The sequence below is a fragment of the Sphingomonas sp. OTU376 genome (assembly GCF_038440415.1).
GTDB lineage: Bacteria > Pseudomonadota > Alphaproteobacteria > Sphingomonadales > Sphingomonadaceae > Sphingomonas > Sphingomonas kyeonggiensis_A.
This window is the reverse complement of sequence record NZ_JASATQ010000003.1, coordinates 40,168-66,375: the sequence shown is the minus strand read 5'-3', so window position 1 is coordinate 66,375 and position 26,208 is coordinate 40,168. Positions and strand designations below refer to the sequence as shown.

Annotated in this window: 23 protein-coding genes; 11 read left to right on the top strand and 12 right to left on the bottom strand. The window is 67.3% G+C overall.

What is annotated here, in order from left to right:
- Positions 1 to 13 precede the first annotated feature (13 nt).
- Positions 14 to 613 (bottom strand): nitroreductase family protein, encoded by a 600-nt coding sequence (locus tag AAHM44_RS02295; RefSeq protein WP_342248879.1) that lies wholly within the window; start codon positions 611 to 613, stop codon positions 14 to 16.
- Positions 614 to 814: 201 nt separating this feature from the next.
- Between AAHM44_RS02295 and AAHM44_RS02290 the strand changes: the two genes are divergently transcribed.
- Positions 815 to 2,608, top strand: a complete 1,794-nt coding sequence (locus AAHM44_RS02290) for a peptide MFS transporter (RefSeq protein ID WP_342248878.1) — start codon at positions 815 to 817, stop codon at positions 2,606 to 2,608.
- 369 nt (positions 2,609 to 2,977) lie between these two features.
- On the opposite strand, the gene AAHM44_RS02285 is transcribed toward AAHM44_RS02290, so the two are convergent.
- The 4 genes from AAHM44_RS02285 to acs form a co-directional block, all read right to left on the bottom strand.
- Positions 2,978 to 3,649: a spermidine synthase gene (locus AAHM44_RS02285; RefSeq protein WP_269573757.1), complete on the bottom strand. Its 672-nt coding sequence runs from the start codon at positions 3,647 to 3,649 to the stop codon at positions 2,978 to 2,980.
- 100 nt (positions 3,650 to 3,749) lie between these two features.
- A complete protein-coding gene (locus AAHM44_RS02280; RefSeq protein WP_342248877.1) occupies positions 3,750 to 5,786 on the bottom strand; it encodes a M13 family metallopeptidase in 2,037 nt (678 codons plus the stop codon).
- A gap of 73 nt (positions 5,787 to 5,859) precedes the next feature.
- Entirely contained in the window at positions 5,860 to 6,372 is a 513-nt protein-coding gene (locus AAHM44_RS02275) for an O-acetyl-ADP-ribose deacetylase (RefSeq protein ID WP_342248876.1), read from the bottom strand.
- Positions 6,369 to 8,312, bottom strand: a complete 1,944-nt coding sequence (acs, locus tag AAHM44_RS02270; protein WP_342248875.1) for an acetate--CoA ligase — start codon at positions 8,310 to 8,312, stop codon at positions 6,369 to 6,371. Before acs ends, AAHM44_RS02275 begins: the two co-directional genes overlap by 4 nt.
- Positions 8,313 to 8,471: 159 nt before the next feature.
- Here acs and AAHM44_RS02265 point away from each other — a divergent pair, with 159 nt between their 5' ends.
- The 4 genes from AAHM44_RS02265 to AAHM44_RS02250 are packed head-to-tail and all read left to right on the top strand — an operon-like array spanning position 8,472 to position 13,296.
- On the top strand, positions 8,472 to 9,956 hold the full coding sequence (locus AAHM44_RS02265; protein WP_342248874.1) for an efflux transporter outer membrane subunit: 1,485 nt from the start codon (positions 8,472 to 8,474) through the stop codon (positions 9,954 to 9,956).
- Complete coding sequence (locus tag AAHM44_RS02260; protein WP_342248873.1) at positions 9,946 to 11,376, top strand: efflux RND transporter periplasmic adaptor subunit; 1,431 nt, start codon at positions 9,946 to 9,948, stop codon at positions 11,374 to 11,376. The genes AAHM44_RS02265 and AAHM44_RS02260 overlap by 11 nt, the downstream gene beginning before the upstream one ends.
- Positions 11,282 to 12,088 (top strand): ABC transporter ATP-binding protein, encoded by an 807-nt coding sequence (locus tag AAHM44_RS02255; protein ID WP_446745939.1) that lies wholly within the window; start codon positions 11,282 to 11,284, stop codon positions 12,086 to 12,088. Before AAHM44_RS02260 ends, AAHM44_RS02255 begins: the two co-directional genes overlap by 95 nt.
- Complete coding sequence (locus tag AAHM44_RS02250; protein ID WP_269573764.1) at positions 12,088 to 13,296, top strand: ABC transporter permease; 1,209 nt, start codon at positions 12,088 to 12,090, stop codon at positions 13,294 to 13,296. The genes AAHM44_RS02255 and AAHM44_RS02250 overlap by 1 nt, the downstream gene beginning before the upstream one ends.
- Here AAHM44_RS02250 and AAHM44_RS02245 read toward each other — a convergent pair.
- Together AAHM44_RS02245 and AAHM44_RS02240 are read right to left on the bottom strand one after the other, a co-directional pair.
- The gene (locus tag AAHM44_RS02245; RefSeq protein ID WP_269573765.1) at positions 13,265 to 13,912 is read right to left on the bottom strand and encodes a nucleotidyltransferase family protein; all 648 of its coding nucleotides are present in this window, start codon (positions 13,910 to 13,912) and stop codon (positions 13,265 to 13,267) included. The genes AAHM44_RS02250 and AAHM44_RS02245 overlap by 32 nt on opposite strands.
- Positions 13,899 to 14,810 carry an XdhC family protein gene (locus tag AAHM44_RS02240; protein WP_342248871.1) on the bottom strand — a complete coding sequence of 304 codons (912 nt, stop codon included), beginning with the start codon at positions 14,808 to 14,810 and terminating at the stop codon, positions 13,899 to 13,901. Before AAHM44_RS02240 ends, AAHM44_RS02245 begins: the two co-directional genes overlap by 14 nt.
- Positions 14,811 to 14,907: 97 nt before the next feature.
- Here AAHM44_RS02240 and AAHM44_RS02235 point away from each other — a divergent pair, with 97 nt between their 5' ends.
- Together AAHM44_RS02235 and AAHM44_RS02230 are read left to right on the top strand one after the other, a co-directional pair.
- A complete protein-coding gene (locus AAHM44_RS02235; RefSeq protein ID WP_446745942.1) occupies positions 14,908 to 15,951 on the top strand; it encodes a glycerophosphodiester phosphodiesterase in 1,044 nt (347 codons plus the stop codon).
- Positions 15,952 to 15,960: 9 nt separating this feature from the next.
- Positions 15,961 to 16,263, top strand: a complete 303-nt coding sequence (locus AAHM44_RS02230; RefSeq protein WP_342248870.1) for a hypothetical protein — start codon at positions 15,961 to 15,963, stop codon at positions 16,261 to 16,263.
- A gap of 87 nt (positions 16,264 to 16,350) precedes the next feature.
- On the opposite strand, the gene AAHM44_RS02225 is transcribed toward AAHM44_RS02230, so the two are convergent.
- Positions 16,351 to 18,042, bottom strand: coding sequence for an acyl-CoA dehydrogenase (locus AAHM44_RS02225; protein WP_342248869.1), 1,692 nt, complete (start codon positions 18,040 to 18,042; stop codon positions 16,351 to 16,353).
- Between the two features lie 46 nt (positions 18,043 to 18,088).
- Here AAHM44_RS02225 and AAHM44_RS02220 point away from each other — a divergent pair, with 46 nt between their 5' ends.
- Entirely contained in the window at positions 18,089 to 19,060 is a 972-nt protein-coding gene (locus tag AAHM44_RS02220) for an L-threonylcarbamoyladenylate synthase (RefSeq protein WP_342248868.1), read from the top strand.
- Between the two features lie 207 nt (positions 19,061 to 19,267).
- Here AAHM44_RS02220 and AAHM44_RS02215 read toward each other — a convergent pair whose 3' ends face one another.
- Complete coding sequence (locus tag AAHM44_RS02215; protein ID WP_342248867.1) at positions 19,268 to 19,924, bottom strand: HAD-IA family hydrolase; 657 nt, start codon at positions 19,922 to 19,924, stop codon at positions 19,268 to 19,270.
- A gap of 133 nt (positions 19,925 to 20,057) precedes the next feature.
- Between AAHM44_RS02215 and aqpZ the strand changes: the two genes are divergently transcribed.
- Positions 20,058 to 20,795 carry an aquaporin Z gene (aqpZ, locus tag AAHM44_RS02210; RefSeq protein ID WP_342248866.1) on the top strand — a complete coding sequence of 246 codons (738 nt, stop codon included), beginning with the start codon at positions 20,058 to 20,060 and terminating at the stop codon, positions 20,793 to 20,795.
- Between the two features lie 44 nt (positions 20,796 to 20,839).
- Here the strand turns inward: aqpZ and msrA are convergent, their stop codons facing one another.
- Positions 20,840 to 21,388 (bottom strand): peptide-methionine (S)-S-oxide reductase MsrA, encoded by a 549-nt coding sequence (gene msrA, locus AAHM44_RS02205; RefSeq protein WP_269573772.1) that lies wholly within the window; start codon positions 21,386 to 21,388, stop codon positions 20,840 to 20,842.
- 65 nt (positions 21,389 to 21,453) lie between these two features.
- On the opposite strand from msrA, the gene galE reads away from it, so the two are divergent.
- Complete coding sequence (gene galE, locus AAHM44_RS02200) at positions 21,454 to 22,452, top strand: UDP-glucose 4-epimerase GalE (RefSeq protein WP_269573773.1); 999 nt, start codon at positions 21,454 to 21,456, stop codon at positions 22,450 to 22,452.
- A gap of 4 nt (positions 22,453 to 22,456) precedes the next feature.
- On the opposite strand, the gene AAHM44_RS02195 is transcribed toward galE, so the two are convergent.
- A complete protein-coding gene (locus AAHM44_RS02195; RefSeq protein ID WP_342248865.1) occupies positions 22,457 to 23,152 on the bottom strand; it encodes a phosphatase PAP2 family protein in 696 nt (231 codons plus the stop codon).
- 55 nt (positions 23,153 to 23,207) lie between these two features.
- On the bottom strand, positions 23,208 to 25,331 hold the full coding sequence (locus tag AAHM44_RS02190) for a TonB-dependent receptor (protein WP_342248864.1): 2,124 nt from the start codon (positions 25,329 to 25,331) through the stop codon (positions 23,208 to 23,210).
- A 246-nt stretch (positions 25,332 to 25,577) separates the two neighbouring features.
- Between AAHM44_RS02190 and AAHM44_RS02185 the strand changes: the two genes are divergently transcribed.
- Complete coding sequence (locus AAHM44_RS02185) at positions 25,578 to 26,108, top strand: hypothetical protein (RefSeq protein WP_269573776.1); 531 nt, start codon at positions 25,578 to 25,580, stop codon at positions 26,106 to 26,108.
- Positions 26,109 to 26,208: the final 100 nt, after the last annotated feature.

Genomic DNA, 26,208 nt, shown 5'->3' with positions numbered 1-26,208 from the left:
TATAATACACCAATTAGGCGGCAGGTCCATACCCGGGATTCCACCTATGTGCGATTTTGGACAATTCGGGGCGGGGGCGCTCCTCCAGCGGCCGCTCCGGGGTTCCGATGAAGACGAATCCGGCGATCTTCTGGCCTTCGCCGCCGAACAGATCGCGCACAGCGTCCGAATAGGCGGCCCAACCGGTAAGCCAGCCGCCGGCAAATCCCATGGCGTGCGCGGCATGGAGCAGGTTCATGCAGGCGGCGCCGGCAGAGAGCTCCTGCTCCCACACGGGGATCTTGTGCGGCAGCACCGGCGCGGAAAGCACCACCACCAGCGCCGGCGCCTGGGTGGCGAACTGGATCGCCGCTTCCTCGTCACGCTCGGTGCAGCCCTCCTTCTCGCTGCGCAGTATCGCCGCAAGCTTCTCGCCGAGCGCGGCGCGGGCCTCGTCCGGCACCACGACGAAACGCCAGGGGAAGAGCTTGCCATGGTCGGGGGTGCGCGCGGCGATCGCGATCATTTCGTCGAGCTGCTCGGGGCTGGGGCCGGGTGCGCCCAGGTCACGCGGCTTGCCGGAGCGGCGGGTGCGGAGCAGTGCGAGCGGGGAAGTGGTGTCGTTGAAGGTCATGCCGGGCATCTAGGGTGCGAGGGCCGCGTCGCCAAGCTGGCGACCGATCGGAAGCGATCCCCGGCTTTCGCCGGATGGCGGGTCGGGGCGCCATGCTGCGCAGAATCGCGCATGCTTTACAGCGGCTTCATTCCGTCTAGTTTGGCCGCCCATGCGCCGGGCCCATGAGCCCGGAACCGATTTCAAAGGGCATTACACCGCATGGTAGACACTCCAACCGCCGATAGTCCGGCAGAGCCGGACATCACCCACGTCAATCCTGCGAAGGAAGCGACGTGGTTCGGGCATCCCCGCCAGCTGGCGCGCCTGTTCACCACCGAGATGTGGGAACGCTTCGGCTATTACGGCATGCGCGCGCTGCTCACGCTCTACCTGACGCAGCATTTCATGTTCGGCGACCGCGAGGCGACGGGCATCTATGGCGGGTTCACCGCGCTGGTCTACCTCACTCCGCTGGTCGGCGGCTATCTGGCGGACCAGTATCTCGGCTCGAAGCGCGCCGTGAAGTTCGGCGCGATCATCATGTCACTCGGCTATGCCATCCTCTGCTTCGGCGGCCCGACGGCGACGCCCTATGCGACGATCGACGGCCAGCGCTACGAAGTGTCGATCGAGAAGCAGGCGGACAAGGAAGTCCGCTATGTCGTCGATGGCGGCAAGAAGCTCGAGATCAAGGGCAATGACGACGGCAGCGTCGACCTGCTCAATGCCGGCGCCGTCGAGCGCAAGGTCGAGAAGGGCAAGTTCGAGTCGAACGCGGACCGCAGCCCGCTCTATGTGATGGTGCTGCTCATCGCGCTGTCGATGGTCTCGGTGGGCAACGGCTTCTTCAAGCCCAACATCTCCACCATGGTCGGCGAGCTCTACGAGCAGGGCGACCGGCGCCGCGACAGCGGCTTCACCATCTTCTACATGGGCATCAACACCGGCTCGCTCTTCTCGCAGATCCTCTGCCCCTGGCTGGCCGTGGCCTATGGCTGGAGCTGGGGCTTCGGCCTCGCCGCGATCGGCATGATGATCTCCTGGGCGCTGATCCAGTTCAACGGCGGCAAGCTCAACGGCTATGGCGAGCCCCCGGCCAGGCCCAAGGTCAATTCGCAGCAGTGGATCATCTATGCGGCGGCGCTGTGCGTCGTGCCGCTCTTCTACCTGCTCTACGTCAACCTGATGCATTCGGCCGCGCCGGCCGAGGGCTCGGGCTTCCTCGGCTATGTCGCCTCGCTGCCGTTGATGGGCAAGCTGCTGTTCGGCTCGTTCCTGCTCGGCGTGCCGGCGATCCTGATCTGGTCGTTCGTCGCCGGCAGCAGGACCGAGTTCCAGATGATGCTCGCCGCGATGGTGCTGATCGTCTTCAACGTCGTGTTCTGGACGCTGTTCGAGCAGGCGGGCTCGTCGCTCACCCTGTTCGCCGACCGCAACACCGACCTCTCGGTCTTCGGCCTGTTCACGATCACCGCCGGCCAGACCCAGTTCTTCAACGCCGCCTTCATCGTGCTGCTCGCACCGTTCATGTCGATTATGTGGGGCGCGCTGGCCAAGCGCGGGCTCGAGCCGTCGATCCCGGTCAAGTTCGGCATCGCGCTGATCGGCGTTGCGGCGGGCTTCCTGCTGCTGGTCTGGGGCGCGGCCTATGCCGATGCCGGCTTCAAGGTGAGCATCTGGTGGCTGGCCGGCCTCTACTTCATCCACTCGGCGGCCGAGCTGTGCATCTCGCCGGTGGGCCTGTCGATGATCACCAAGCTCTCGATCGCGCGCATCGTCGGCCTGATGATGGGCGTGTGGTTCCTGTCGATCTCGGTGGCGCAGTACGTCGCCGGCGTGATCGCGCAGTTCGCCAGCGTCGACACGGTCGGTGGTCAGGTGACCAATCTCAAGGTCAGCCTCGATGTCTATGTAAAGGTGTTCACGACGATCTCGATCGCCGCGATCATCCTCGGCGTGCTGCTCCTGCTGCTGAGCTGGCCGCTGAAATACTGGATGCACGGCGTGAAGTAAGCGATGCCGCGTTGCAGATGACGGAAAGGCCGGCCGCGAAAGCGCCGGCCTTTTTGTTGGGCGGCTACCCCGCCAACGACAGGCATAAAAAAGGGGAGCGCGGCGGCTCCCCCTCTTTCGGTCGTGCGCGGCGCCGGATCAGGCGGCGAGGCGCAGCTCGACCGTTTCCTCAACCGGGGCGGCGGCAACCGGTGCCGGCACCGCAAACATCACCGGGCGACGTGCGGCGAGGAAGAGCGAGATAAGCGAGAACATCGGAAAACCCTTCTACGTGCAACTGCTTGCTGCAATGCAACATAGACGGAAATGGTTGGGACATGCGCTTTCTGCAACTGCAATGAATCAGGGTGTGGATTGCAATTTGTGCAATCAGCTCTTCCGCCCGAACCAGATCACGTGCCGCGGACCCTTGCCGTTGCTGCGCGCCCGCACGCCGACTTCCTCCACCTGGAAGCCGGTTTCCTTCATTCGCCGGGCAAAGGCATTGTCGGGCGCGGCCGACCACACCGCCAGCACGCCGCCGGGCTTTAGCGCTTCCCATTGCTTCTGCAGCCCGCGCGGCGAATAGAGCCGGTCATTGGCATCGCGGGTCAGTCCGTCCGGGCCGTTGTCGACGTCGAGCAGGATCGCGTCATAGGTCGCGCGCGCCCGGCCGATCACCGCGGCGACATCGTCGAGCACCACTTCGACGCGGGGATCGTCGAGGCAGCCCGCGGCCAGCTCGGCCATCGGGCCCTTCGCCCATTCGATGATCTCTGGCACCAGCTCGGCGATGGTCAGTTTCGCGTCCGGCCCCAGCACCTGCTGGGCCGCGCGCAGGGTGAAGCCCATGCCATATCCGCCGATCAGCAGATGCGGCGCCTTCGTCTTCAGCCGCTCGCAGGTCATCGTTGCCAGCGCTTCCTCCGAACCGCTCATCCGGCTCGACATCAGCTCGTTGCGATCGAGCACGATCATGAAGTCGCCGCCGCGCCGGAACAGGCGCAGCGCCTCGCCCCCGCCGGGGACGATCGCGGTATCGATGAGTTCGCGTGGAGTCATGTGCCCCTTTGGCGCTTGCCGGGCCCGGCTGGCAATGCCGGAAACGAAAACGGCCCGGCATCGCTGCCGGGCCGCTTCGTGTCGGTAAGACCGGAAAGGCTTACCAGATATGCACGCGCTGCTCGGGCGCGAGATAGAGCGCGTCGCCCGGCTGGATGTTGAACGCCTTGTACCAGGCGTCGACATTGCGGACGATGCCGTTGACGCGGAACTTGGCCGGCGAGTGCGGATCGATCAGCGCGTACTGGCGGGCGGTGTCCTCGCGCAGCTTGGTCTGCCAGGCCTGGGCATAGGACAGGAAGAAGCGCTGGTCGCCGGTCAGCCCGCCGATCACCGGGGCCTTGCCATGCTCGGCCTGGTACTTCTGGAACGCGCCATAGGCTGCCTCGACGCCGCCAAGGTCGCCGATATTCTCACCGAGCGTCAGCTTGCCCTGGATCTTGGTGCCGGGAACAGCCTCATAGCCGTCATACTGGGCGACCAGCGCGGCGGTGCGCTCGCCGAACGCCTTCTTGGCGCTGTCGGTCCACCAGTTCTCGAACTTGCCGGTCGGGCCGAACTGGCTGCCCTGGTCGTCGAACCCATGGCCCATCTCATGGCCGATGATCGCGCCGATCGCGCCATAGTTCACCGCCGGATCGGCATTGGGATCGAAGAAGGGCGGCTGCAGGATCGCGGCCGGGAAGGTGATCTGGTTCGACAGCGGGTTGTAATAGGCGTTCACCGTCTGCGGGGTCATGTCCCACAGCGTGCGATCGACCGGCTTGCCGAAGCGCGACAGTTCGAGCTGGTGCTGGAACTCGCCCGAGCGCATCGCATTGCCGAGCAGGTCGCCGCGGACGACCTTGAACGACGAATAGTCGATATACTTGTCCGGGTGGCCGATGCGCGGCTCGAAGGCGGCGAGCTTGGCCAGTGCCTTCTGCTTGGTCGCGTCGTCCATCCAGGTCGAGGCGGTGATGCGGTCCTTGTATGCGCCGCGCAGGTTCTCGATCAGCTCGGCCATCTGCTTCTCGGCCGCCGGCGGGAAATACTTGGCGACATAGATTGCGCCGACCGCTTCGCCGAGCGCGCCATTGACCAGCTGGATGCCGCGCTTCCAGCGCTCGCGCTGCACCTTCACGCCCGACAGGGTCTGCGAATAGAAGCCGAAGCGGGTGTCGTCGAAGACCTTGGGCAGGAACTGCGCATGATCGCTGACGAAGCGATAGGCGACATAGTCCTTCCAGGTGGCGAGCGGCGTCGCGGTCATCAGCTTGCCGAGCGCGGTGACGGCGGTGTTCTGCGTCATCAGCACCGAAGGCGAGCTCTCGAGCCCGGCGGTCTTGAGCATCAGCGCCCAGTTGAAGTCCGGCGCCTTGGCCTTGAGCCCGGCCAGCGTCTGCGGATCGTTGAGCTTGGCGATGTCGCGGCTCTCGGCCGGCGACCACTGGACCTTGGCCATCGCGGTCTCGAGCGCGATGATCGCATCGGCCTTGGCGGCGGCATCCGGGATGCCGGCCAGCTCCTGGATCTTCTGGACATAGGCGCGATAGGCGGTGCGGAACGCGTCATACTTGGCGCCTTCCAGCAGGTAATAGTCGCGCGGCATGCCCAGGCCGCCCTGGCCGGTGACCGCGGTGTAATGGGTCGGGTCGGCGAGGTCGGGGATGATGCCGAGCTCGACGGGCGAGGCATAGCCGGTGGTGGCGAACAGCACCTGCAGCGCGTCGAGGTCCTTCACCCCGGCGATCGTGGCGAGATAGGGCTTGAGCGGCGCGGTGCCGGCCTTCTCGATCGCGGCCTCGTCCATCCAGCTGGCGTAGAAGTCGCCGACCTGCTTGCCGCTGGCGCCATAGGCCGACGGGTTCTTCGCCATGTCGTCGAGAATCGCGCGGACATTCGCTTCCGCCTCGATCGAGAGCTGGGTGCCGAAGCCGGCCGAGGCGCGGTCGGCGGCGATCTCGGTGCGGTCGTTCCAGCCCCCGTTCGCGAAGCTCCAGAAATCGTCGCCCGGCTTCACGCTCGGCTTCTGCGCGGACAGGTCGACGCCGAAGCTGCCATAGCGCGGCGCCGGCTTGGCGGTCTGCGCGATCGCCGGCGAAACGGCGACCAGCGCCACGCCGGCGGCCAGACGCACCCAGTTGCTCATCTTCATTATGCGGATTCCCCCGTAAGACTGTATTAGGCGAGTGTAACGCCGGGTAGTAACGCTCGCAACGGGATTCGGGTTACAATTCTTGTCTGTAGGCGGCGGTGATTTCGGCGCCGAAGGTCGCGAAGATCAACCGGAGATCGGGGTTCTCGGCCAGCGCCCTGCGGGTCTCGGCCACCGCGATCCCGGTCGCGGCCTCGACCGGATAGCCATAGACGCCGCAGCTGATCGCCGGGAAGGCGAGGGTGCGGAAGCTCTCGGCGCGGGCGATCTCGAAGCAGCGGCGATAGCAGCTGGCGAGCAGCTCGGGCTCGCCCTTGCCGCCGCCCTGCCAGACCGGCCCGACGGTATGGATGATGTGCCCGGCCGGCAGGCGATAGCCTTTGGTCAGTTTGGCATCGCCGGTCTTGCACCCGCCGAGCGAGCGGAGCTTGCGGCATTCGTCGAGCAGTTCCGGCCCGGCGGCGCGGTGGATCGCGCCGTCCACTCCGCCGCCGCCGAGCAGCGACGAATTGGCAGCGTTGACGATCGCATCCACCTCGAGCCGGGTAATGTCCCCCTCGATGATCTGGATGCGATCCGCGCTCATCCCACCCGGTTCTTCACCAGGTCGTCAACAACGCTCGGATCGGCGAGCGTCGAGGTATCGCCCAGCGACGAGACGTCGCCCTCGGCGATCTTGCGCAGGATGCGGCGCATGATCTTGCCCGAGCGGGTCTTGGGCAGGCCCGGCGCGAACTGGAGCGCATCGGGGGTCGCGATCGGGCCGATCTCGGCGCGGACCCATTTGATCAGCTCGGCGCGCAGCGCGTCGTCGGCCTGGCAGTTCGCATTGAGGGTGACATAGGCATAGATGCCCTGGCCCTTGATGTCGTGCGGCATGCCGACCACCGCGGCCTCGGCCACCTTGGGGTGGAGCACCAGCGCACTCTCCACCTCGGCGGTGCCCATGCGGTGACCCGAGACGTTGATGACGTCGTCGACCCGGCCAGTGATCCAGTAATAGCCATCCTCGTCGCGGCGGCAGCCGTCGCCGGTGAAATACTTGCCGCGATAGGTGCTGAAATAGGTCTGGAAGAAACGCTCGTGATCGCCCCAGACGGTGCGCATCTGGCCCGGCCAGCTGCGCGCGATGACCAGATTGCCCTCGGTCGCGCCATGCAGGACATTGCCGTCGGCATCGACCACCTGGGGATCGACACCGGGGAAGGGCTTGGTCGCCGAGCCCGGCTTGAGCGGGGTGGCGCCGGGCAGCGGGGTGATCATCTGGCCGCCGGTCTCGGTCTGCCACCAGGTATCGACGATCGGGCAGCGCCCCTCGCCGACGACATCATAGTACCAGCGCCAGGCCTCGGGGTTGATCGGCTCGCCGACCGAGCCGAGCAGCCGCAGCGACTTGCGCGAGGTGCTGGTGACGTAGCTGTCACCCTCCTTCATCAGCGCACGCAGCGCCGTGGGCGCGGTGTAGAGGATCTCGACCTTGTGGCGGTCGACCACCTGCCAGATGCGGCTGGCATCGGGCCAGTTGGGCACGCCCTCATACATCAGCGTGGTGCCGCCGTTCGCCAGCGGGCCGTAGACGATATAGCTATGGCCCGTGACCCAGCCGATGTCCGCCGCGCACCAATAGATCTGGCCGGGCCGGTAATCGAACACCAGTTCGTGCGTCAGGCTCGCCCAGAGCAGATAGCCGCCCGAAGAGTGCAGCACGCCCTTGGGCTTGCCGGTCGATCCCGAGGTGTAGAGGATGAACAGCGGGTCCTCGGCGCCCATCGGCTCGGCCGGGCAGTCGGCGGGAACTTCGGCGGCGGCCTCGTGATACCAGAGGTCGCGGCCTTCCTGCATCGGGATGTCGCCGCCGGTGGCCTTCACCACGATGACCTTTTCGAGGCAGCTGACATGCGCCGCGGCCGCATCGACATTGGTCTTGAGCGGTACCTTCTTGCCGCCGCGCCGGCCTTCGTCGGCGGTGATCACCACGCTGGAATCGCAATCGGTGATCCGGCCCGCCAGTGCCTCCGGCGAGAAGCCGCCGAACACCACCGAATGGATCGCGCCGATCCGCGCGCAGGCGAGTAGCGCGAACGCCGCCTCGGGGATCATCGGCATGTAGATGGTGACGCGGTCGCCCTTCCTGACGCCCTGCGCCTTGAGCACATTGGCGAAGCGGCAGACTTCGGCATGGAGCTGGCGATAGGTGAAGCGCCTGGGCTCCTCGTCCGGCGCGTCCGGTTCCCAGATGATCGCGATCGTGTCGCCGCGCTTGGCGAGGTGGCGGTCGACGCAGTTGGCGGCGACGTTGAGCTTGCCGTCGGCGAACCAGTTGATCCGGAAATCGGCCTCGTCGAATGACCAGTCGCCGGCGATCTCGGGGCGCTTGATCCAGTCGAGCCGGCGCGCCTGCTCCAGCCAGAAGCTGCCGGGATCGGCCAGGCTCATGCCGTAGAGCTTCTCATAGCCCGCAGCATCCACCCGAGCGGTGCGCGCCCAGCTCTCGGGCACGGGGTGTACGCTGACGGTATCGCTCATCGCTGCGGCTCCTCGTTTTGATTTGGCGCCTCTCTGCCGAAGCGAAGGCGCCACGCCAAGCGCAGAATCTCCATTCCGCGCATGATCCGGCATGACCCGCGACATATTGCGACAATATTCTTCTGGAACCGAAACGGCTTCGGAAACATCTAGAGTGCCATGGCAAACCGTCCGCTGACCCTGAGCCTGTTGCTCGCCCTGCCGCTTGCCGCCTGTGCGGTGGGCCCGGACTATCATCCGCGCGCGGCGTCCGAGCTTGGCGTTCCCGATGCCTGGTCGGTCTCCGCCGAGCAAAAGGCGCGGGAAGACCTCAGCCAGTGGTGGACGCGCTTCGACGATCCGATGCTCGGCAGCCTCGTCCAGCGCGCCCAGGCCGCCAACCTGGATGTAGCGCAAGCGGTCGTCCGGCTGCGCCAGGCTCGCGAAGGGCTCGTTCAGCAGCGCGCGAACCTCTTGCCCAGTCTCAGCGCCTCTGGCGGGGTCTCGCACAGCGAGTCGCTGCGCGGCGGCACGCGGACGACCACCCTGCCGGATGGTACCGTCACCAGCATCTCGCAGGGCGGCAGCACCAGCTACACGATCGGCGGCGATGCCAATTATCAGGTCGACCTGTTCGGCGGGGTACGGCGCGGCGTCGAGAATGCGCGGGCCGCCTATGAAGCGAGCGGGTTCGACTATGCGACGGTGCTGATCTCGGTCGAGGCCGAGACGGCGCGCAACTATGTGCTCGCCCGGGTGGCGCAGGCGCAGATCGCCAATGCCCGCGATAGCCTGGGCATCGCGGACGACAATCTCGAGATCGCCGGCTGGCGCGTCCAGGCCGGTCTCGTCTCCTCGGTCGACCAGGAACAGGCGCGCGCCAGCCGCGCGCAGCTCGCCGCGACGATCCCGACGCTGGAGGCAAGCTACAACAGCGCGGTATCGCGGCTCGGCGTGCTCACCGGCCAGGCACCCGGCGCGCTCAAGGCCGAGATGGAAGCGGTGAAGCCGATCCCCAAGGGGCCGGCGGAAGTCGCGGCCGGCATTCCCGCGGACACGCTGCGCCAGCGTCCCGATGTCCGCGCGGCCGAGCGCAACCTCGCCGCGGCCAGCGCCAATATCGGCGTCGCCACCGCCCAGCTCTATCCTTCGCTGTCGATCGGCGGCAGCATCGATTCGGGCAGCAGCGCGCTGTCCTCGCTGTTCGATGTGATCACCGGGCGGTTGTTCGGCAATATCGCCCAGACCATCTTCGACGGCGGCACGCGGCGCAGCCAGGTACGTTCGGCAGAGGCGGCGGCGGACGGCGCCTTCCTCGCCTACAAGTCGACCGTGCTGACCAGCCTCGAGGATATCGAGAACGCGATTGTCGCGATGCAGACGGCGCAGCGCCGCGAGCAGGAATTCGCCGTCGCGCTCGATGCGGCGAACAACCAGGCGCTGCTTGCCCGCATGCAGTATCGCTCGGGCCTCACCGATTTCACCACGCTAAACCAGGCCGAGTCCTCGCTGATCTCGGCGAAGAACGGCCTGGTCTCGGCCCGGTCGGATGAATCGACTGCGCTGATCCAGCTCTATCAGGCGCTGGGTGGAGGCTGGGATGCCAGCACCACCCCCAGCGTCTCCACGACTTCCACGACAGGCGGCACGACGAATGGCAACTGATCCCCACCAGAATCTCGACGCCTTTCTCGGCACGCCCCCGCGCCCGTGGTGGCGGCGCTGGCTCAAATGGGGGCTGATCGGCCTTGGCGCGCTGCTCGTTGTGCTGCTGCTCTGGCATTTCCTCGGCGGCAAGGAAGAAGTGAAATACGCGACCGACGATGTCGCGCGCGGCAACCTGACCGTCACGGTCTCGGCCACCGGCAAGCTGGCGCCGACCAACCAGGTGACCGTCGGCTCGCAGCTTTCGGGCCAGGTCATCAAGGTGCTGGCGGACGTGAACGACCGCGTAACCGCCGGCCAGCCGCTGGCGCTGATCGACCCCTCGCAGTTCGACGACCAGGTCAAGCAGGCCGAGGCGACGCTGGCGGCGAACATCGCCGCGGTCGGCCAGGCCAAGGCGACGCTGCAGCAGAGCAACGCCACCCTGGCGCGCTATCAGGAAGTCAGCCGGCTCTCGGGCGGCAAGGTGCCGGCCAAGACCGAAATGGACAGCGCGATCGGCGACCGCAATCGCGCACTTGCCAACCTCAACGCCGCCAATGCCAACGTCACCTCGGCACGCGCGCAGCTTTCCTCGGCGCAGACCCAGCGAACCCGGGCGATCATCCGCTCCCCCGTCACCGGCGTGATCCTCGCGCGCCAGGTCGATCCGGGCCAGACCGTCGCCGCCTCGTTCAACACGCCGACCCTGTTCGTGATCGCGCAGGACCTGTCGCAGATGAAGCTGGAAGTCGCGATCGACGAGGCCGATGTCGGCCAGGTTCGCGAGGGGCAGCTCGCCAGCTTCACGGTCGATGCCTTCCCGGGCAAGACCTTCCCGGCGAAGATCACGCGGGTGGAGGTCGGCTCCAACCTGTCGGTCCAGGACGCCAGCTCCTCGTCTTCGACCAGCACCAGCACGACCGCGAACCAGGTCGTGTCCTATGCCGCCGATCTTTCGGTCTCCAATGCGGATGAGCAGCTCCGCCCAGGCATGACGGCGACGGCGGATATCGTGACCATGGCGCGCCAGAATGTCCTGCTGGTCCCCAATGCGGCGCTGCGCTTCACGCCCACCGCGGCAGGGCAGGGCGCGGGCAGTGGCGGTTCCAACAGCGGCATTGCCGGCGCGCTGGTTCCCAGCCGTCCGCGACGCGGCAATAGCGGCCAGCAGAAGACCGCGACGGGCAGCGATCGTGGCGGCCAGAAGACCGTCTACATCCTCGGCGCCGACGGCAAGCCGCAGGCGGTGGACGTGACCACGGGGAGCACCGACGGGACCGTCACCGAGGTCGCCGGCGGCAATCTCAAGCCCGGCGACAAGGTGATCACCGGCCAGCTCGCCAATGGCGCCTCGGCCACGCGCCGCTCGGGCGGGCAGCGTCGTCAGGGCGGCGGCCAGGGCGGTTCGGGCGCCGGAGGCCAGCGTGGCGGACAGTGATGCGCCGCTGATCCGGCTGCGCGGGATCGTGAAGACCTTTGGCGAGGGGCCGACGGCATTCCAGGCGCTGAAGGGCGTGGATCTCGACATCAACGCCGGAGACTTCATCGCGGTGATGGGGCCTTCGGGCTCCGGCAAGTCGACCACGATGAACATCCTGGGATGCCTCGACGTGCCGACCGCGGGCGAGTTCCTGTTCAAGGGCGTGCATGTCGAGAAGCTGGAGCGTGACCAGCGCGCGCTGTTGCGGCGGAAATATCTCGGCTTCGTGTTCCAGGGCTTCAACCTGCTTGCGCGCACTTCGGCGCTCGAGAATGTCGAGCTGCCGTTGCTCTATCGCGGTGATCCCAAGGCGCAGCGCCGCGAGATGGCGATGGCGGCGCTGGACAAGGTCGGGCTGAAGGACTGGTGGGACCATACCCCCGCCGAGCTCTCCGGCGGCCAGCAGCAGCGCGTCGCGATCGCCCGCGCGATCGTCACCAACCCGGACGTGCTGCTCGCCGACGAGCCGACCGGCAACCTCGATTCCGAGCGTTCGGTGGAGATCATGCAACTGCTCACCGACCTCAACAAGACCAGCGGCATCACCGTGCTGATGGTCACGCACGAGCCGGACATGGCGGCGTTCGCGCACACGATCGTCCATTTCAAGGACGGGCTGGTCGAGCGGATCGACAGCAATCACCATGCAGGTCAGGCGGTGGCGGAATAATGTTCGGCACGACCTTCGTCCTCGCGATCCGCTCGATCCTGCGCCACAAGCTGCGCTCGATCCTGACGGCGCTCGGCATCATCATCGGCGTCGCCGCGGTGGTCACCATGGTGACGCTGGGCAAGGCGACGACGGCGGCGGTGCAGCAGCAGATCTCTGCGCTCGGCACCAACATCCTTCAGATCCGTCCCGGCCAGGGTTTCGGCCGCGGCGGCGGCGGCCCGCGCCCACCTGATTTCAAGCCGGCCGACGTCACGGCGATACGCGACCAGGTCGCCGGCGTCACTGCGGTCGCGCCCCAAGCGCAGACCACCGCGACGGTGATCTACAACGGTGCCAACTGGTCGACGACGGTCAACGGCACCACCAATGGCTATTTCGAAGTATCGCCCTGGCCACTGATCGAAGGGCGGACCTGGACCCGGGCGGAGGAGCAGGCCGGAAAGGCCGTGTGCATCATCGGCACCACGATCCAGACCAACCTCTTCCGCGGTGGCGCGGCAACCGGCTCGCGCATCCGCGTAAACGGTATCTCCTGCGACGTGATCGGCGTGCTCAAAACCAAGGGACAGGCCGGGTTCGGCGGCGATCAGGACGATGTCGTGATCATGCCGATCAAGCAGGTCCAGCGCCGCTTCACCGGCAGCACCGATATCCGGCTCATGCTGGTCGGCACCGATCCGGCCTATGACAGCGCGCAGATCCAGTCCTCGATCACCGATCTGCTGCGTGAACGGCGCAACATCACCGGCGGCAAGCAGGACGATTTCAACATTTTCGATACCGCCCAGATCAGCCAGACGCTGACCGGCACAACCACGCTGCTCACCCAGATCGTCGCCGCCGTGGCGATGATCAGCCTGATCGTCGGCGGCATCGGCATCATGAACATCATGCTGGTGTCGGTCACCGAGCGTACGCGCGAGATCGGCATCCGCCTGGCCATCGGCGCGGTGGCGAGCGAGGTGCTGATGCAGTTCCTGGTCGAGGCGGTGGTGCTGTCGATGCTGGGCGGCGTGATCGGCCTGCTGATCGCGCAATTTGCCGTCGCACTGATGTCGTGGCTGGGCTCGCTGCCCTTCCTGTTTGACGTGCAGATCAACGTGATCGCCTTCGCGATCTCGGCGATCATCGGCGTGGTGTTCGGCTATTTCCCGGCGCGGCGCGCGGCGAGCCTCAATCCGATCGACGCGCTTCGTCACGAATGACGAGCGCGGGCGGGAGCTCGGGCAGCCCATCGGTGCGCAGCCCGTAGAGTTCGCGCAGCTCGCGCAAGTCTTCCTGCGTGTCGATGTCGACCAGTTCGGCCGGCGGCGCGATCACGTGGCGGCCGCGCCGGATCAGGTCGCGGGCGCCCTGGTCGCCTTCGAGCTTGAGCAGCGTATCGAACATGTCCTTGCCGAACAGCGCGGGGGGCATTGGCTGGGTACCGTCGGACGAGGCGACGATCGTCGCGGGCCCGTCGGCGGCGTCCATCATCCGGCGGATATGCGCGGCGGTGACGCGCGGCATGTCGGCAAGCGCCACCAGCACCGCCTCGGCGCCCAGCGCCTTCGCCCGCGCTACCCCCAGGCAAAGCGAGCGCGCCTGGCCGAGCGAGGGATCGGGATTCTCGACCACGTCATAGCCAAGTGCGGCGAAGTCGAGCTCGGTGTCCGAAACCACCGCGATCCGCGCGCAGAAGTTCACCCGCTCCAGCGCGGTGACGACATGATAGGCCAGCGGCTTGTCGAGGAACGGCTCGGCGAGCTTGTCGCCATCGTTGAAGCGACGCGAACGGCCGGCGGCGAGCAGGATAAGGGCGACCTGGTCAGGCTTGAGCATGGAATCTCCTCACCATGGCGGCGGCAATCGAAAGGGCGATCTCGGCCGGGCCGATCGCGCCGATGTCGAGGCCGGCGGGCCCCTCGATACGGTCGAGATCGGTGGGGGCAATTCCTGCCGCGGCAAGCCGTTCCAGCCGCGCGGCCTGACTGCGGCGCGAGCCGAGCGCGGCGACGTAGCCGGTAGGTGCACGGAGGGCCGCGATGAGCGCGGCATCGTCGATCTTGGGATCATGGCTGAGCGTCACCACCGCGGTGGCGGGATCCGGCTGCAGCGCGGTCACGGCTTCGTCTGGCCAGCGGTCGTCGAGCATCACCCCGGGAAACCGTTCAGCGGTCAAAAATCTCCCGCGCGGATCGATGACCGTCGTCGAGATGCCCAGTTCGCGGGCAAGGCCGGCAAGCGTCTGGGCGATCTGCACCGCCCCGACGATCAGCAGCCGGCGCGGCGGATCATAGCGGTTGACGAACGCCCCCGGCCCCTCGGCCGAAAGTCCGCTGGCCAGGTCCGTGCCGACGTCCAGCGTCTCGCCCCGGCTCCGCGCCGCATCGATCGCGTCGAACAGGGCAGGGGGAAAGCCGGCCTCGGAGACCGCCTGCACCAGCACCGAGATCTGGCCACCACAGGGTAGCCCGACTTCCCAGGCGGCAGGATCGGCGACGCCATAGGTCTTCACCACCGGGGGCGACCCCGCGATCACCTCGGCGGCGGCCTGCAGGATATCGGTCTCGACACAGCCGCCAGAGACGGAGCCCTCGAACCGCCCGTCCGCATGGACGAGCATATGGCTGCCGCGCGGGCGCGGTGCCGACCCCCAGGTCGATACGACGGTGGCCAGCGCCAGCCTTTCGCCCCTCCAGGCGCGTGCCGCCGCGAGCACGCTGTCATTATCCGCCATATCGCCTCGTAACCGTCACATCCGCAGCCTAGGCCCAACCCCGTAACGAGTGGAGAGTTTCGTGACGAGATCGCTGATTGCCGCTTTGTCGCTGATGATGGTGGTGCCGGGCGCCGCGCTGGGGCAGGATCACGCCATGCACGGGAAGACCGACAAGCCTATCGTCATCGCGCATCGCGGCGCCTCGGGCGAGCGCCCCGAGCACACTCTGCTTTCTTACCAGCGCGCGATCGAGCAGGGCGCGGATTTCATCGAGCCGGACCTGGTGCCGACCAAGGACGGCGTGCTCGTCGCCCGGCACGAGAACAACATCACCGAGACCACCGACGTCGCCAGCCATCCCGAGTTCGCGGATCGCAAGGCGACCAAGACGATCGACGGCGAGACGATGACCGGCTGGTTCACCGAGGACTTCACCCTCGCCGAGCTGAAGACGCTGCGCGCCAAGGAGCGCCTGCCCAAGCTGCGTCCGGACAACACGAAGTTCGATGGCCAGGCCGAAGTGCCCACGCTCGACGAGGTCATCGCGCTGGCCAAGAAGGCGTCGAAGGAGACCGGCCGGACGATCGGCATCTACCCCGAGACCAAGCACCCCAGCTATTTCGCTTCGATCGGGCTGCCGCTCGAGCAGCGGCTGGTCGAGAAGCTCAAGGCGGCGGGCTGGGACCGCGCCGATGCGCCGGTGTTCATCCAGTCGTTCGAGGTGAACAACCTCAAGAAGCTCAAGGCGATGACCAGGGTCCGCCTGATCCAGCTGATGGCGGGTGCGGGCGCGCCGGCGGACGGCGCGCAGCCGAGCTACAAGGCCATGATCACGCCCGAGGGGCTCAAGGCAGTTGCCGCTTATGCCTATGGCATCGGACCGGAGCTTACGATGATCCAGCCGGCCACGGGCCCGGCGACCACGCTGATCGCCGACGCGCATGCCGCGGGGCTCAAGCTCCATCCCTGGACGTTCCGGGCGGAGAACTTCTTCCTCCTGCCCAGCTACCGTTCCGGCGCAAATCCGGCCGATCATGGTCGCCTGAAAGAAGAGATCCTGTATTTCATCGGGCTTGGCGTGGACGGTTTCTTCACCGATTTCCCCTATATTGGGGTTGAGGCGCGCGACGCTGCGGCGGGGGCGCACAAGGGGGGATAAGGGTTTTCTATGCGCAAGTTTCTGCTGCCGATCATCATTGCCTTGCCGCTGCTGAGCGGCGGCTGCATCGCCAAGACCGTGGTCGATGTCGCCACCATGCCGGTCCGCGCCGGTGCGCAGGCGGCCGACTGGGCGACGACCAGCCAGGACGAGGCCGACCGCAACTACGGCCGCAAGATGCGCGAGAAGGAAGCGCGAGAAGGCAAGGAGCTGCGCAAGCTCTGCAAGAAGCACCCCGAGGACCAGCGCTGCCAGGGCGGCGGCGCCGACAATGGCTTCCGCGCCGATCCGGGCGGCAACCGCTACAACTAACCGCGTAATTCCAGCCGTTTCGGCGGTAAAAGCCGGCGGGCATCCCGCCGGCTTTTGTTATGCTGGCCCCTTCAAAAGGGGGAAGCTCTACGCGGCGAAGCCCTCGGCATCGATCGCGTAGAGCATTTCCGCCTTGGCCATCGCCGCCGGCATCAGGCCCAGCGCCTCGGGCACGATCTGCGCGACATAGAAGCGCGAAGCCGCCTGCTTCATCTTGAGGAACGCCGGATCGCCCTCGCTGCGCGCCGCCGCGCGCCCGCTCGCTTCCATCAGCCAGCCGCACACGGCGGTTGAGAGCATCGTCAGGAACGGATAGCTCGCCGCCAGCCGGTCATCCGCCTCGCTTGACAGCAGGTTGCGCGCGACCTGCTCGCAGGCGTCGATCAGGTTGACGAGGCCGGTATCCTCGGCGTCTCCGCGCATCTGCCCGATCAGGCCGAGCAGCGTGCCGCCATTGTCCATGCTCAGCTTGCGGCCGACCAGATCGGCGGCCTGGATGCCGTTGGTGCCTTCGTAGATCGGTGTGATCCGGGCGTCGCGGAAATGCTGGGCCGCGCCGGTCTCCTCGATATAGCCCATGCCGCCGTGGACCTGGACGCCCAGGCTGGCGACTTCGTTGCCGAGATCGGTGCCGTGCGCCTTGGCGAGCGGGGTGAGCAGCTCGACACGCTTCTCCGCCTCGGCATCGCCGGCACGGGCGCGATCGAGCTGGCCGAAGGCATAGTAGACCAAAGCCCGTGCCGCCTGGGTCTGCGCCTTCATGCGCAACAGCATGCGGCGGACATCGGGATGCTCGACGATCGCGACCTGTTCGCCGCCGCGATAGCCCTGCACGCGCTCGCGGGCATAGGCGACCGCGCGCTGGGTGGCGCGCTCGGCGACCTGCACGCCCTGCAGGCCGACATTGAGGCGCGCATTGTTCATCATCGTGAACATCGCGCGGATGCCGCCCAGCTCGGGGCCGACCAGCTCGCCGATGCAATCGTCATTGTCGCCGAACGAGAGCACGCAGGTCGGCGAGGCATGCAGCCCCATCTTATGCTCGATCGAGACAGTGCGGACGTCGTTGAAGTCGCCCGGGGTGCCGTCCGCGTTGAGGCGGTATTTGGGCACCAGGAACAGCGAGATGCCCTTGGTCCCGGCCGGGGCGCCCGGCGTGCGGGCCAGCACGAGATGGATGATGTTCTCCGCCATGTCGTGGTCGCCGAAGCTGATGAAGATCTTGGTGCCCTTGATCCGGAAGGTCCCGTCGCCGACCGGCTCGGCGCGGGTCTTGAGTGCGCCGACATCGCTGCCCGCTTGCGGCTCGGTCAGGTTCATCGTGCCCGTCCAGGTGCCGGTCGACAGATGCGGCAGGTAGAGCGCCTGCTGCTCGGGCGTGCCGTGATGCATCAGCGCCTCGACCGCGCCGACCGTCAGGATCGGGGCGAGCGCGAAGCCCATGTTCGCGGTGCCCAACGTCTCCAGAACCGCGATCGACAGGCTGACCGGCAGCCCCTGGCCGCCATGCTCGGCCGGCGAACCGATCGTGCCCCAGCCGCCCTCGACATAGGCCTGGTAGGCCGCCGCGAAGCCGGCCGGCATCTTCACGCCCTCGGGCGTCCATTTCGGCCCGTCGGTGTCGCCGAGCCGCTCGAGCGGCGCCCATTCGCCGGCGGCGAACTGGCCCGCGCCCTCCAGCACCGCATCGGTCATTTCGGCGGCTTCCTCGCTGATCTCGCCCAGTCGGACGATGGTCTCGAGCACGAAGCGCTGATCGGCGGTGGCGGGGGTGAACATAGAGCCTCTCTTGTGGTCTGGTTTCGCGCCGTATAGCTCGCCGAAAGTGAGCCCGACAAATCCGCGAATCTTACCCTACGGCACGGCCGCGATCGCCGAGGCGGCGGCGCTGATTCGCGCCGGCGAATGCGTCGCGGTGCCGACCGAGACGGTCTATGGCCTGGCCGCTGACGCCACCGAGTCGCGCGCGGTCGCGGGCATCTATGCGGCCAAGGGTCGGCCGAGCTTCAACCCGCTGATCGTCCATGTGCCGGACCTCGCCGCCGCGGAGCGTATCGCGGTGTTCGATCCGCAGGCGCGAGACCTGGCGACGCGCTTCTGGCCGGGGCCGCTGACCCTGGTGTTGCCGGTACGCCCCGACGCCGGGATCGCATCGCTGGTCACGGCCGGGCTCGACACGATCGCGATCCGGGTGCCGCGCCATCGCGCGATGCAGGCGCTGCTCGAAGCGTCGGGCAAGCCGCTCGCAGCGCCCTCGGCCAATGCCAGCGGCTCGATCAGCCCCACCCGCGCCGAGCACGTCGCGAAGAGCCTGGCCGGGCGCATTCCGTTGGTGATCGACGACGGTGCGACCCCGGCGGGGGTGGAATCGACGATCGTGATGGGCAATCAGATCCTGCGGCCCGGGCCCCTGACCCAGGCGGAGTTGTTCCCCGGCGAAAGCCGGGGCCCCGGATTGGAGAGCGATTCGCCTGGAGACCCTGGGCCTCGGCTTTCGCTGGGGAACGGTGAAGGCGTCATCGCACCGGGGCAGCTCGACAGCCATTACGCCCCCTCCAAGCCGGTACGGCTGAACGCGACCGAGGCGAAGAACGGCGAGTACCTCATCGGCTTCGGCCCGATCCACGGCACCGAGACTCTCTCCGCCACCGGTGACCTCACCGAAGCCGCCGCGAACCTGTTCGACACGCTCCACCGCGCCGATGCGAGCGACGCACCCGCCATCGCCGTGGCGCCGATCCCCGCCAGCGGCATCGGCCTGGCGATCAACGACCGCCTGCGCCGCGCCGCCTTCTAGGCGAGGCTTTGCCAGCACCAGGTCCAGGCCGATACCGGCCCCCTGCAGCGCACGGAAGTTTACGAAGCATATGGTACGGGGGGTGGTTTTCGGGCCCCGTGCGGCGGCGTGCGGCGAGGGTGTGCCAGAGGGGAAAAGGCGCCGGCTTGCATCCTCTAGTATGGAGCGGGCGAAATCCTACATTGCAAGCATGGCGCCCGCCGCGGACTAGCGTGTGACCAGCTTCAGCCAGCCATGCATATCGATCTCGACGTCGAGGCCGCGATAATCGACTCGTGGCGGGTGCGGCGTGTCCATCACCTCGTGATGCGTCTCGGTGACCACCACCGCGGCAGCCCCCGCGGCATCGGCGGCGGCCAGACCGGCCAGGCTGTCTTCCCAGACCAGGCAATCGGCGATTTCGACACCAAGCCGCTCGGCCCCGAGCAGGAAGCAATCGGGCGCCGGCTTGCCGTGCGCGACATCCTCGGCGGTGATGACGACCTCGGGCCGGGGAATGCCGGCGGCTTCCAGCCGGCGCAGCGCGAGCGCGCGCGGGGCCGAGGTGACCAGTGCCCAGCGCCCGGCGGGGATCCGCGCCAGGAAGGCCGCGGCGCCGCCCACTTCGGCCAGCCCCTCGATATCGTCGATCTCGGCCTGGGTCAGCGCTTCGGTCTCGGCCTCGGCATCCACGCCGGCGGGCGCGAAGCGGCGGATCGTCTCGATCGCGCGGACACCGTGGAGTGCTGCCATCAACGGATCGGTCTCGACGCCGTGGCGGGCCGCCCAGGCGCGCCAGACGCGATCGACCACCGCCATGGAGTTCACGAGCGTCCCGTCCATGTCGAACAGGAAGGCGGCGAAGCTGCGACTGGGGAGACTCATCGCCTTCCCCTCACCACAGCCGCCGCCGCGCCGCAACCGCCATCCGCCCGGCTTTGCTTTTCCGTCGCACAGACCTACAAATCCGTGCAGGTCTGGGGGCTGGGGAGACCGTACACAGCAGGAGGGCAACAGCATGAGCAATGTGCAACGTGGTCTCGCCGAACTCATCGGCACTTTCTGGCTCGTCTTCGGTGGATGCGGCAGCGCGGTGCTGGCCGCGGCATTTCCCGAGGTCGGCATCGGGCTGGCAGGCGTCAGCCTCGCCTTCGGCCTGACCGTGCTCACCATGGCCTATTCGATCGGCCATATCTCGGGCTGCCATCTCAACCCGGCAGTGACCTTCGGCCTGTGGGCCGGCGGACGCTTTCCGGCCAGGGACATCCCCCTCTATGTGATCGCGCAGGTGATCGGCGCGGTGATCGGCGCGGGGCTGCTCTGGTACGTCGCCAGCGGCGCGCCGGGCTATGCGAGCGGCCTTGCCTCCAATGGCTTCGGCGAACATTCGCCCGGCCATTTCTCGTTCCAGGCGGGTATGGTCCTCGAGGTCGTGCTGACCTTCATGTTCCTGATGGTGATCATGGGCTCGACCGACAGCCGCGCGCCGGCCGGGTTCGCGCCGATCGCGATCGGCCTGGCGCTGACGCTCATCCACCTGATCTCGATCCCCGTGACCAACACCTCGGTCAACCCGGCGCGCTCGACGGGACCAGCGCTGCTCGAGGGCGGCATCGCGCTCCAGCAACTGCTCTGGTTCTGGATTGCGCCGATCGTCGGCGGACTGCTCGGCGGGTTCGTCTACAAGGCGCTCGGCGCCGAAGCGGGCAAGCGTCCGCCGATCGAGGGCGCGGCGCTGCCGGGAGGCGCGGAATAGGCCAGGATCCTCCCCCGGCGATGCCCGGGGGAGGATTGTCCGGGTCAGGCTGCCGTCGCGCCTTCCTTGCTGCGCGCCGCGAAGCTCTTGCGGAGCTTGCGCAGCTTGGGCGGGATCACCGCCAGGCAGTATGGGTTACGCTGGCCTTCGCCCTGCCAATATTCCTGGTGGTAATCCTCGGCCGACCACCATTCGCCCAGCGGCTCGATCGCCGTGACGATCGGCGCGGGCCAGTCCGGCCGGGCGCGGTCGATCGCATCCAGCGCCTCGCGCTCCTGCTCCGCCGAATGCGGGAAGATCGCCGAGCGATACTGGGTGCCGATATCGTTGCCCTGGCGGTTGAGCTGGGTGGGATCGTGGGTGGCCAGGAAGATGTCGAGGATCTCGCCATACGAGATCTGGTCGGTATCGAAGCTCACCCGGATCGCCTCGGCATGGCCGGTCGTGCCCGAGCAGACTTCCTTGTAGGTCGGGTTTTCCTTGGTGCCCCCGATATAGCCGCTTTCGACCGACTGGACGCCGATCACATCGTTGAACACGGCCTCGGTGCACCAGAAGCACCCTCCGGCCAGCGTAGCGGTTTCAATGCTCATCGCGAACTCCTTGCTATCGGCGCAAAGATAGGATTGGACGCGCGAAGAACAATGCGGAGTTTGGTATGCGCGAAGGCACGGTGCTGGTTACGGGCGGGGCGGGCTATATCGGCAGCCATGCGGTGCTGGCGCTGCTCGATGCGGGCTGGAAGGTCGTGGTGGTCGACAACCTGGTCACCGGGTTCGACTGGGCCGTCGATCCGCGCGCCAAGCTGGTGGTCGCCAACATCGCCGATGACGACAAGGTCCGCGCCGCGATCCGGGAGCACGGCGTGATCGCGATCATGCACTTCGCGGGCTCGGTGGTGGTGCCGGAGAGCGTGACCGACCCGCTCAAATATTACCGCAACAACACCGCCGCCAGCCGCTCGCTGATCGAGAGCGCGGTGGCAGAGGGCGTGAAGCACTTCATCTTCTCCTCGACCGCGGCGACCTATGGCATCCCCGAAGTCGTGCCGGTGCGCGAGGACAGCCCGAAGCAGCCGATCAACCCGTACGGCATGTCCAAGCTGATGACCGAGATCATGCTCAAGGACGTCGCCGCCGCCCATCCGATCAACTATGCGGCGCTGCGCTACTTCAACGTCGCCGGCGCCGATCCGCAGGGTCGCTCCGGCCAGTCGACCGCGGGTGCGACCCACCTGATCAAGATCGCGGCCGAGGCGGCGACCGGCAAGCGCAGCCATGTCTCGGTGTTCGGCACTGATTTCGACACGCCCGACGGCACCGGCGTGCGTGACTATATCCATGTCAGCGACCTCGCCGCCGCGCATGTCGATGCGCTCGATCTGCTGATCGCGAAGCCGACCGAGAACCACACCATGAACGCCGGCTATGGCCGCGGCTTCTCGGTGCTGCAGGTGCTCGACGCGGTGGATCGGGTGACCAACCTGACGATCGAGCGCAAGCTCGAGGGGCGGCGTGCGGGCGATCCCGATGCGCTGGTTGCCGACAACAGCGCGATCCTGGCGGCGCTGCCGTGGCGGCCGAAGCACGATGACCTGGAAGGGATCGTCAAGGACGCGCTTGCCTGGGAACGCAAGCTCGCCGAGCGCCAGGGCTGACGGTTCAGCGCCGCTGCGCGCGGCCGAGCAGTTCCAGCTCGATCCGCCACCAGAGCATTGCCCAGACCCCGCCGAACGCCCAGCCGGCGAGGACGTCGCTCGGCCAGTGAACGCCGAGATAGAGGCGGCTGAGGCCGACCGAGGTGGTAAGCGCCAGCGCGACGATCAGCACGAAGGCGCGGATGTGGCGGTCGGGCAGCACCGGGAAGAGCAGGGTGGCGAGCGTCAGATAGACGATCGCGCTGATCGCGGCATGGCCGCTGGGGAAGCTGGCCGAGTTCACTTCCATCAGCTGGCCGGTCAGCTGCGGCCGGGGGCGGGCGACGAAGCCGCGGATCGTCTCGACTGCGATCGAGCCGAGCAGCGAAGCGCCGACCACGAGCAGGGCGGTGCGCAGGCGCCCGGCGAGCCCGAGGAAGATCGCAGCGACCAGCACGATGAAGCTCAGCACGGTGGTGCTGCCGAGCGCCGTCACGTCGCGCACCGCGGAGGGGAGCCAGGCGGGGCCGATCGGCTGGAGCGGATGGCCGGGGACGCGCATCGCCAGCATGACCGCACGGTCGATGGTCGCGCCGTCGCCCTCGGCAAGTTCGTGGCCGAACCATAGCAGGGCGAGGAGGAAAAGCGCGAGCCCGGCGCCGGCGAGGATCGGCCAGGGCAGGCGGCGGGAGACTGGCGGGGCTTCGGGAGCGGCGTGCATCGGTCGACCCTATCCAATCCTCCCCCGCAAAGGGAGGGGGAGGATTGGTGCAAGGTCAGATCTGGATGCGCGCGGTCACGCGGATGTCGCGGCCAGGAAGCGGGGCATAGTCCTTGAGCACGCTGGCGGCGCGTCGGGCCTCGACGTCGAAGATGTTGTTCGCCGAGAGCTGCAGGCTGGTGTTCGAGCCGGCGCCCCAAGGCTTCCACGAGACCGAGGCGTTGACGAAGGTGAAGCCGTTCGTCGGCGTCTCGAAGGCCGAGATACGGGTCTGGTCGAAGACATGCTCGACTTCGCCGCGGAGGGTGAAGGCGTCCGAGGTCGCTTCCAGCCCGCCATTGATGCGCAGCGGCGGGATGCGCGGGGCGGGGCCGGTGCCGACGATCTCGGCATGGACGTAATCGGCCAGCGCGGTGGCGTTGATCGTGAATCCTTTCACCGTCGCCAGGCGGAGCGAGCCCTCGGCCTCGAAGCCGTAATAGCGGGCATCGGCCTGGTTGTACTGGAAGACGGGCAGGTCATCCTGGGTCGCGCCCGTCGGCGAGTCGTAGATATAGCCCTTGAACCAGTTGTAATAGGCTGCGGTCGAGAAGGCGAAGCCGTCGCCCGAGCCCTTGAACGTGGCTTCCACGCCCCAGCTCTTCTCGGTGCCGAAATTCGGGTTGCCGATCTCGAACGCCTGGGTGCCGGCGTGCGGGCCGTTGGCGAACAGCTCTTCCGGGGTCGGCGCACGCTCGGCGCGTGAGACGTTGACGCCGAAGCGCATGCCGTCGGCCACCGCATAGCTGGCGCCGAGCGAGGCGGAGAAGCTGTTGAAGTTGCGGTTATACGCCGGGTTGCCGATGTCGGCATCGGCCTGGGCGCTGACATTGTTGTGCTCGAAGCGCGCCGCCGCCTCAGCCTTGAACGCGCCGAGATCGAGCGACTGGAGCGTGAACAGGCCGAACTGCTGCGCCGAGTTCTTGGGCAGGAACTTCTCGTCGCCGACGACGTGCATGTCGCGCAGCGAGAACTGGCCGCCGATCAGGCCGTCCCAGCCGCCGCGGCCCGACTGGACCATCTCGAGCCGGCCCTCATAGCCCTGGTTGTAGAAGGTGGTGCCGACGGCGCCGTCTTCCGCGATCTCGCTATGCTTGTAGTCGGCCGCGGCCCAGCGGGTGCGGAGCTGCTTGAAGAAGCCGTCGCCGATATTGACCTCGCCGCGCACGTCGACGCGGGTCTGCTGGGCGTGGAGGCGCACCTGCTCGGCCTCGACCGATGGATCGAGCGAATAGCGGACGGGCACGCCGTAGAGCGTGTCGAAATGGCTGACCGAGAAGCCGAGATTGTTGTTGCCGTCGATGATCGCGGCGCCGCCGGCGACGTCCCAAGTCTTGCCGGCGGTGTTGGGTACCTTGCCCTTGAGGTCGGCCAGTTCCTGGATTTCGGGATCGGCGCTCGCGGCCGCCTGGGCACGCAGCTCGCGGCTGAGGACATAGCCGCCGGTGCGCTGGTCGCCGGTCTGCGAGAAGCTGCCATCGGCGTGGAGGACGATCTTGCTCGTCACCGGCACATCCGCCGTGCCCGAGACCGAGCGCTCATCGGCGGCGCTGCCATAGCTGGCGATGCCGTCGAAATGGACCACTTCCTCGGGCATGTGGCGCGGGATGCGGCTGTCGATGACGTTGACCACGCCGCCGATCGCCGAGGGGCCGAAGATCAGCGCGGTCGGGCCGCGCAGCACTTCGATGCGGTCGGCGGTGAGCGGGTTGATGATCGGCGCATGATCGGCCGAGGTGTTGGACACGTCGATGCTGCCGATGCCGTCGGTGAGCAGCGGGGCGCGGGCACCGATGAAGCCGCGCAGCACCGGGCGCGAGGCATTGGGACCGAAGGACGTAGCCGAGACGCCGGGCTGGTTGGCCAGCGTGTCGCCGATCGTCGGGCGCAGGTCGCGGGTCAGCTCTTCCTTGGCGAGCACTGCGGTGCCGCCGAGTACGTCCGCGGTGTTGCGGGCGCGGGTGCCGGTGACGACGATCTGCGCGCCGGGCTGGTCATGATCCTGGTCGCTGGTGGCCGGCGCCTTGGATTCGGTGCTGCTGGTTGCCGGGGCGGTGTTGCCGTTGGCCGGAGTCTCTTCGGCGTGCGCGGGAAGCGCGAGCAGGGCGGCGGAGGCGAGCAACAGCGGACGCAACAACATCAACGAATCTTCCCGAACCATGGAACTTGCTGCGCTGCGGTAGCCGTGATGATATAAGGTATCAAGCCCTGTTTCGTCATACTTTCGGATATCCGGTTGTTTCGGCCGGGCGAGATGCGGAAGCGGGACAACCGCAACGTCATCGCTGCGGATCGGTGCAGTTGCGGAAACCTTGCGATGCCACGCGCACGGCTAATCAACGGCGTTCGACGCGCCTAGATGCCCGGCTGCAAAAAGGAGGACATCATGGCGTATCTCGATACCAGGGCGGGGCTGCTCGAAGGGCTCGCCGGCACCGTCTCGGCCGAAGCCGCGCTTACCTCGCTCGAGCTACGCACGCTCCAGCTTTCTCAGGCCGATGGTCGCGCCTCGCTGCGTGGGCCGAGTCGGATCGAGCGGATCGCTGCCATGCTGTTCGGTTCGCGCCGGGTATCCGGCCTCGCCAATGCCCGGCTGGAGGCGCTGCGGCGCTTCGCCATTCTCTATCGTCTCGACGGCGCGGCGCTCGATTCGGGTGAGATCGCACGGGCGGAAGCCGCGGGGCTCAGCGCCGTGATGCTCGATCGCGTACGGCACGTCATCGACGGCTGGCCGCGCCGCGCCGGCGCATTGGTGCGCGCCGCTTCGCTGCTGGCGGCGGTTGGACTGGCCGGCGTGGCGGGCGTTGCCGGCTATTTCTGGCTGGCCGACGAACTCGATCCGATGGTGTCGGCGATCCTGGTCGGCGCGGTGGCGGTGACGCTGGCACCGCTGTTCGGAGGCAGCGCGCGAGGCTGATCTGGTATAGAACCACTCTACCAATTCTGGTCCAGTGAATTGGTATTCAAATTGGCTTGCACGTAATTCATGCGACTGGTAGGCATCCACATCGGCCAAA

Excerpts from the sequence above, each read along its gene's own strand:
- AAHM44_RS02230 (WP_342248870.1), top strand. The coding sequence starts at position 15,961 with ATGCGCAAGTTTCTGCTGCCGATCATCATTGCCTTGCCGCTGCTGAGC.
- AAHM44_RS02250 (WP_269573764.1), top strand. The coding sequence starts at position 12,088 with ATGTTCGGCACGACCTTCGTCCTCGCGATCCGCTCGATCCTGCGCCAC.
- AAHM44_RS02285 (WP_269573757.1), bottom strand. The coding sequence starts at position 3,649 with ATGACTCCACGCGAACTCATCGATACCGCGATCGTCCCCGGCGGGGGC.
- AAHM44_RS02235 (WP_446745942.1), top strand. The coding sequence starts at position 14,908 with ATGGTGGTGCCGGGCGCCGCGCTGGGGCAGGATCACGCCATGCACGGG.
- AAHM44_RS02185 (WP_269573776.1), top strand. The coding sequence starts at position 25,578 with ATGGCGTATCTCGATACCAGGGCGGGGCTGCTCGAAGGGCTCGCCGGC.
- AAHM44_RS02240 (WP_342248871.1), bottom strand. The coding sequence starts at position 14,810 with ATGGCGGATAATGACAGCGTGCTCGCGGCGGCACGCGCCTGGAGGGGC.
- AAHM44_RS02225 (WP_342248869.1), bottom strand. The coding sequence starts at position 18,042 with ATGTTCACCCCCGCCACCGCCGATCAGCGCTTCGTGCTCGAGACCATC.
- AAHM44_RS02195 (WP_342248865.1), bottom strand. The coding sequence starts at position 23,152 with ATGCACGCCGCTCCCGAAGCCCCGCCAGTCTCCCGCCGCCTGCCCTGG.
- AAHM44_RS02255 (WP_446745939.1), top strand. The coding sequence starts at position 11,282 with ATGGCGCCTCGGCCACGCGCCGCTCGGGCGGGCAGCGTCGTCAGGGCG.
- AAHM44_RS02290 (WP_342248878.1), top strand. The coding sequence starts at position 815 with ATGGTAGACACTCCAACCGCCGATAGTCCGGCAGAGCCGGACATCACC.
- aqpZ (WP_342248866.1), top strand. The coding sequence starts at position 20,058 with ATGAGCAATGTGCAACGTGGTCTCGCCGAACTCATCGGCACTTTCTGG.
- AAHM44_RS02260 (WP_342248873.1), top strand. The coding sequence starts at position 9,946 with ATGGCAACTGATCCCCACCAGAATCTCGACGCCTTTCTCGGCACGCCC.
- AAHM44_RS02295 (WP_342248879.1), bottom strand. The coding sequence starts at position 613 with ATGACCTTCAACGACACCACTTCCCCGCTCGCACTGCTCCGCACCCGC.
- AAHM44_RS02265 (WP_342248874.1), top strand. The coding sequence starts at position 8,472 with ATGGCAAACCGTCCGCTGACCCTGAGCCTGTTGCTCGCCCTGCCGCTT.
- AAHM44_RS02280 (WP_342248877.1), bottom strand. The coding sequence starts at position 5,786 with ATGAAGATGAGCAACTGGGTGCGTCTGGCCGCCGGCGTGGCGCTGGTC.
- AAHM44_RS02190 (WP_342248864.1), bottom strand. The coding sequence starts at position 25,331 with ATGTTGTTGCGTCCGCTGTTGCTCGCCTCCGCCGCCCTGCTCGCGCTT.
- msrA (WP_269573772.1), bottom strand. The coding sequence starts at position 21,388 with ATGAGCATTGAAACCGCTACGCTGGCCGGAGGGTGCTTCTGGTGCACC.
- AAHM44_RS02245 (WP_269573765.1), bottom strand. The coding sequence starts at position 13,912 with ATGCTCAAGCCTGACCAGGTCGCCCTTATCCTGCTCGCCGCCGGCCGT.
- galE (WP_269573773.1), top strand. The coding sequence starts at position 21,454 with ATGCGCGAAGGCACGGTGCTGGTTACGGGCGGGGCGGGCTATATCGGC.
- acs (WP_342248875.1), bottom strand. The coding sequence starts at position 8,312 with ATGAGCGATACCGTCAGCGTACACCCCGTGCCCGAGAGCTGGGCGCGC.
- AAHM44_RS02215 (WP_342248867.1), bottom strand. The coding sequence starts at position 19,924 with ATGAGTCTCCCCAGTCGCAGCTTCGCCGCCTTCCTGTTCGACATGGAC.
- AAHM44_RS02275 (WP_342248876.1), bottom strand. The coding sequence starts at position 6,372 with ATGAGCGCGGATCGCATCCAGATCATCGAGGGGGACATTACCCGGCTC.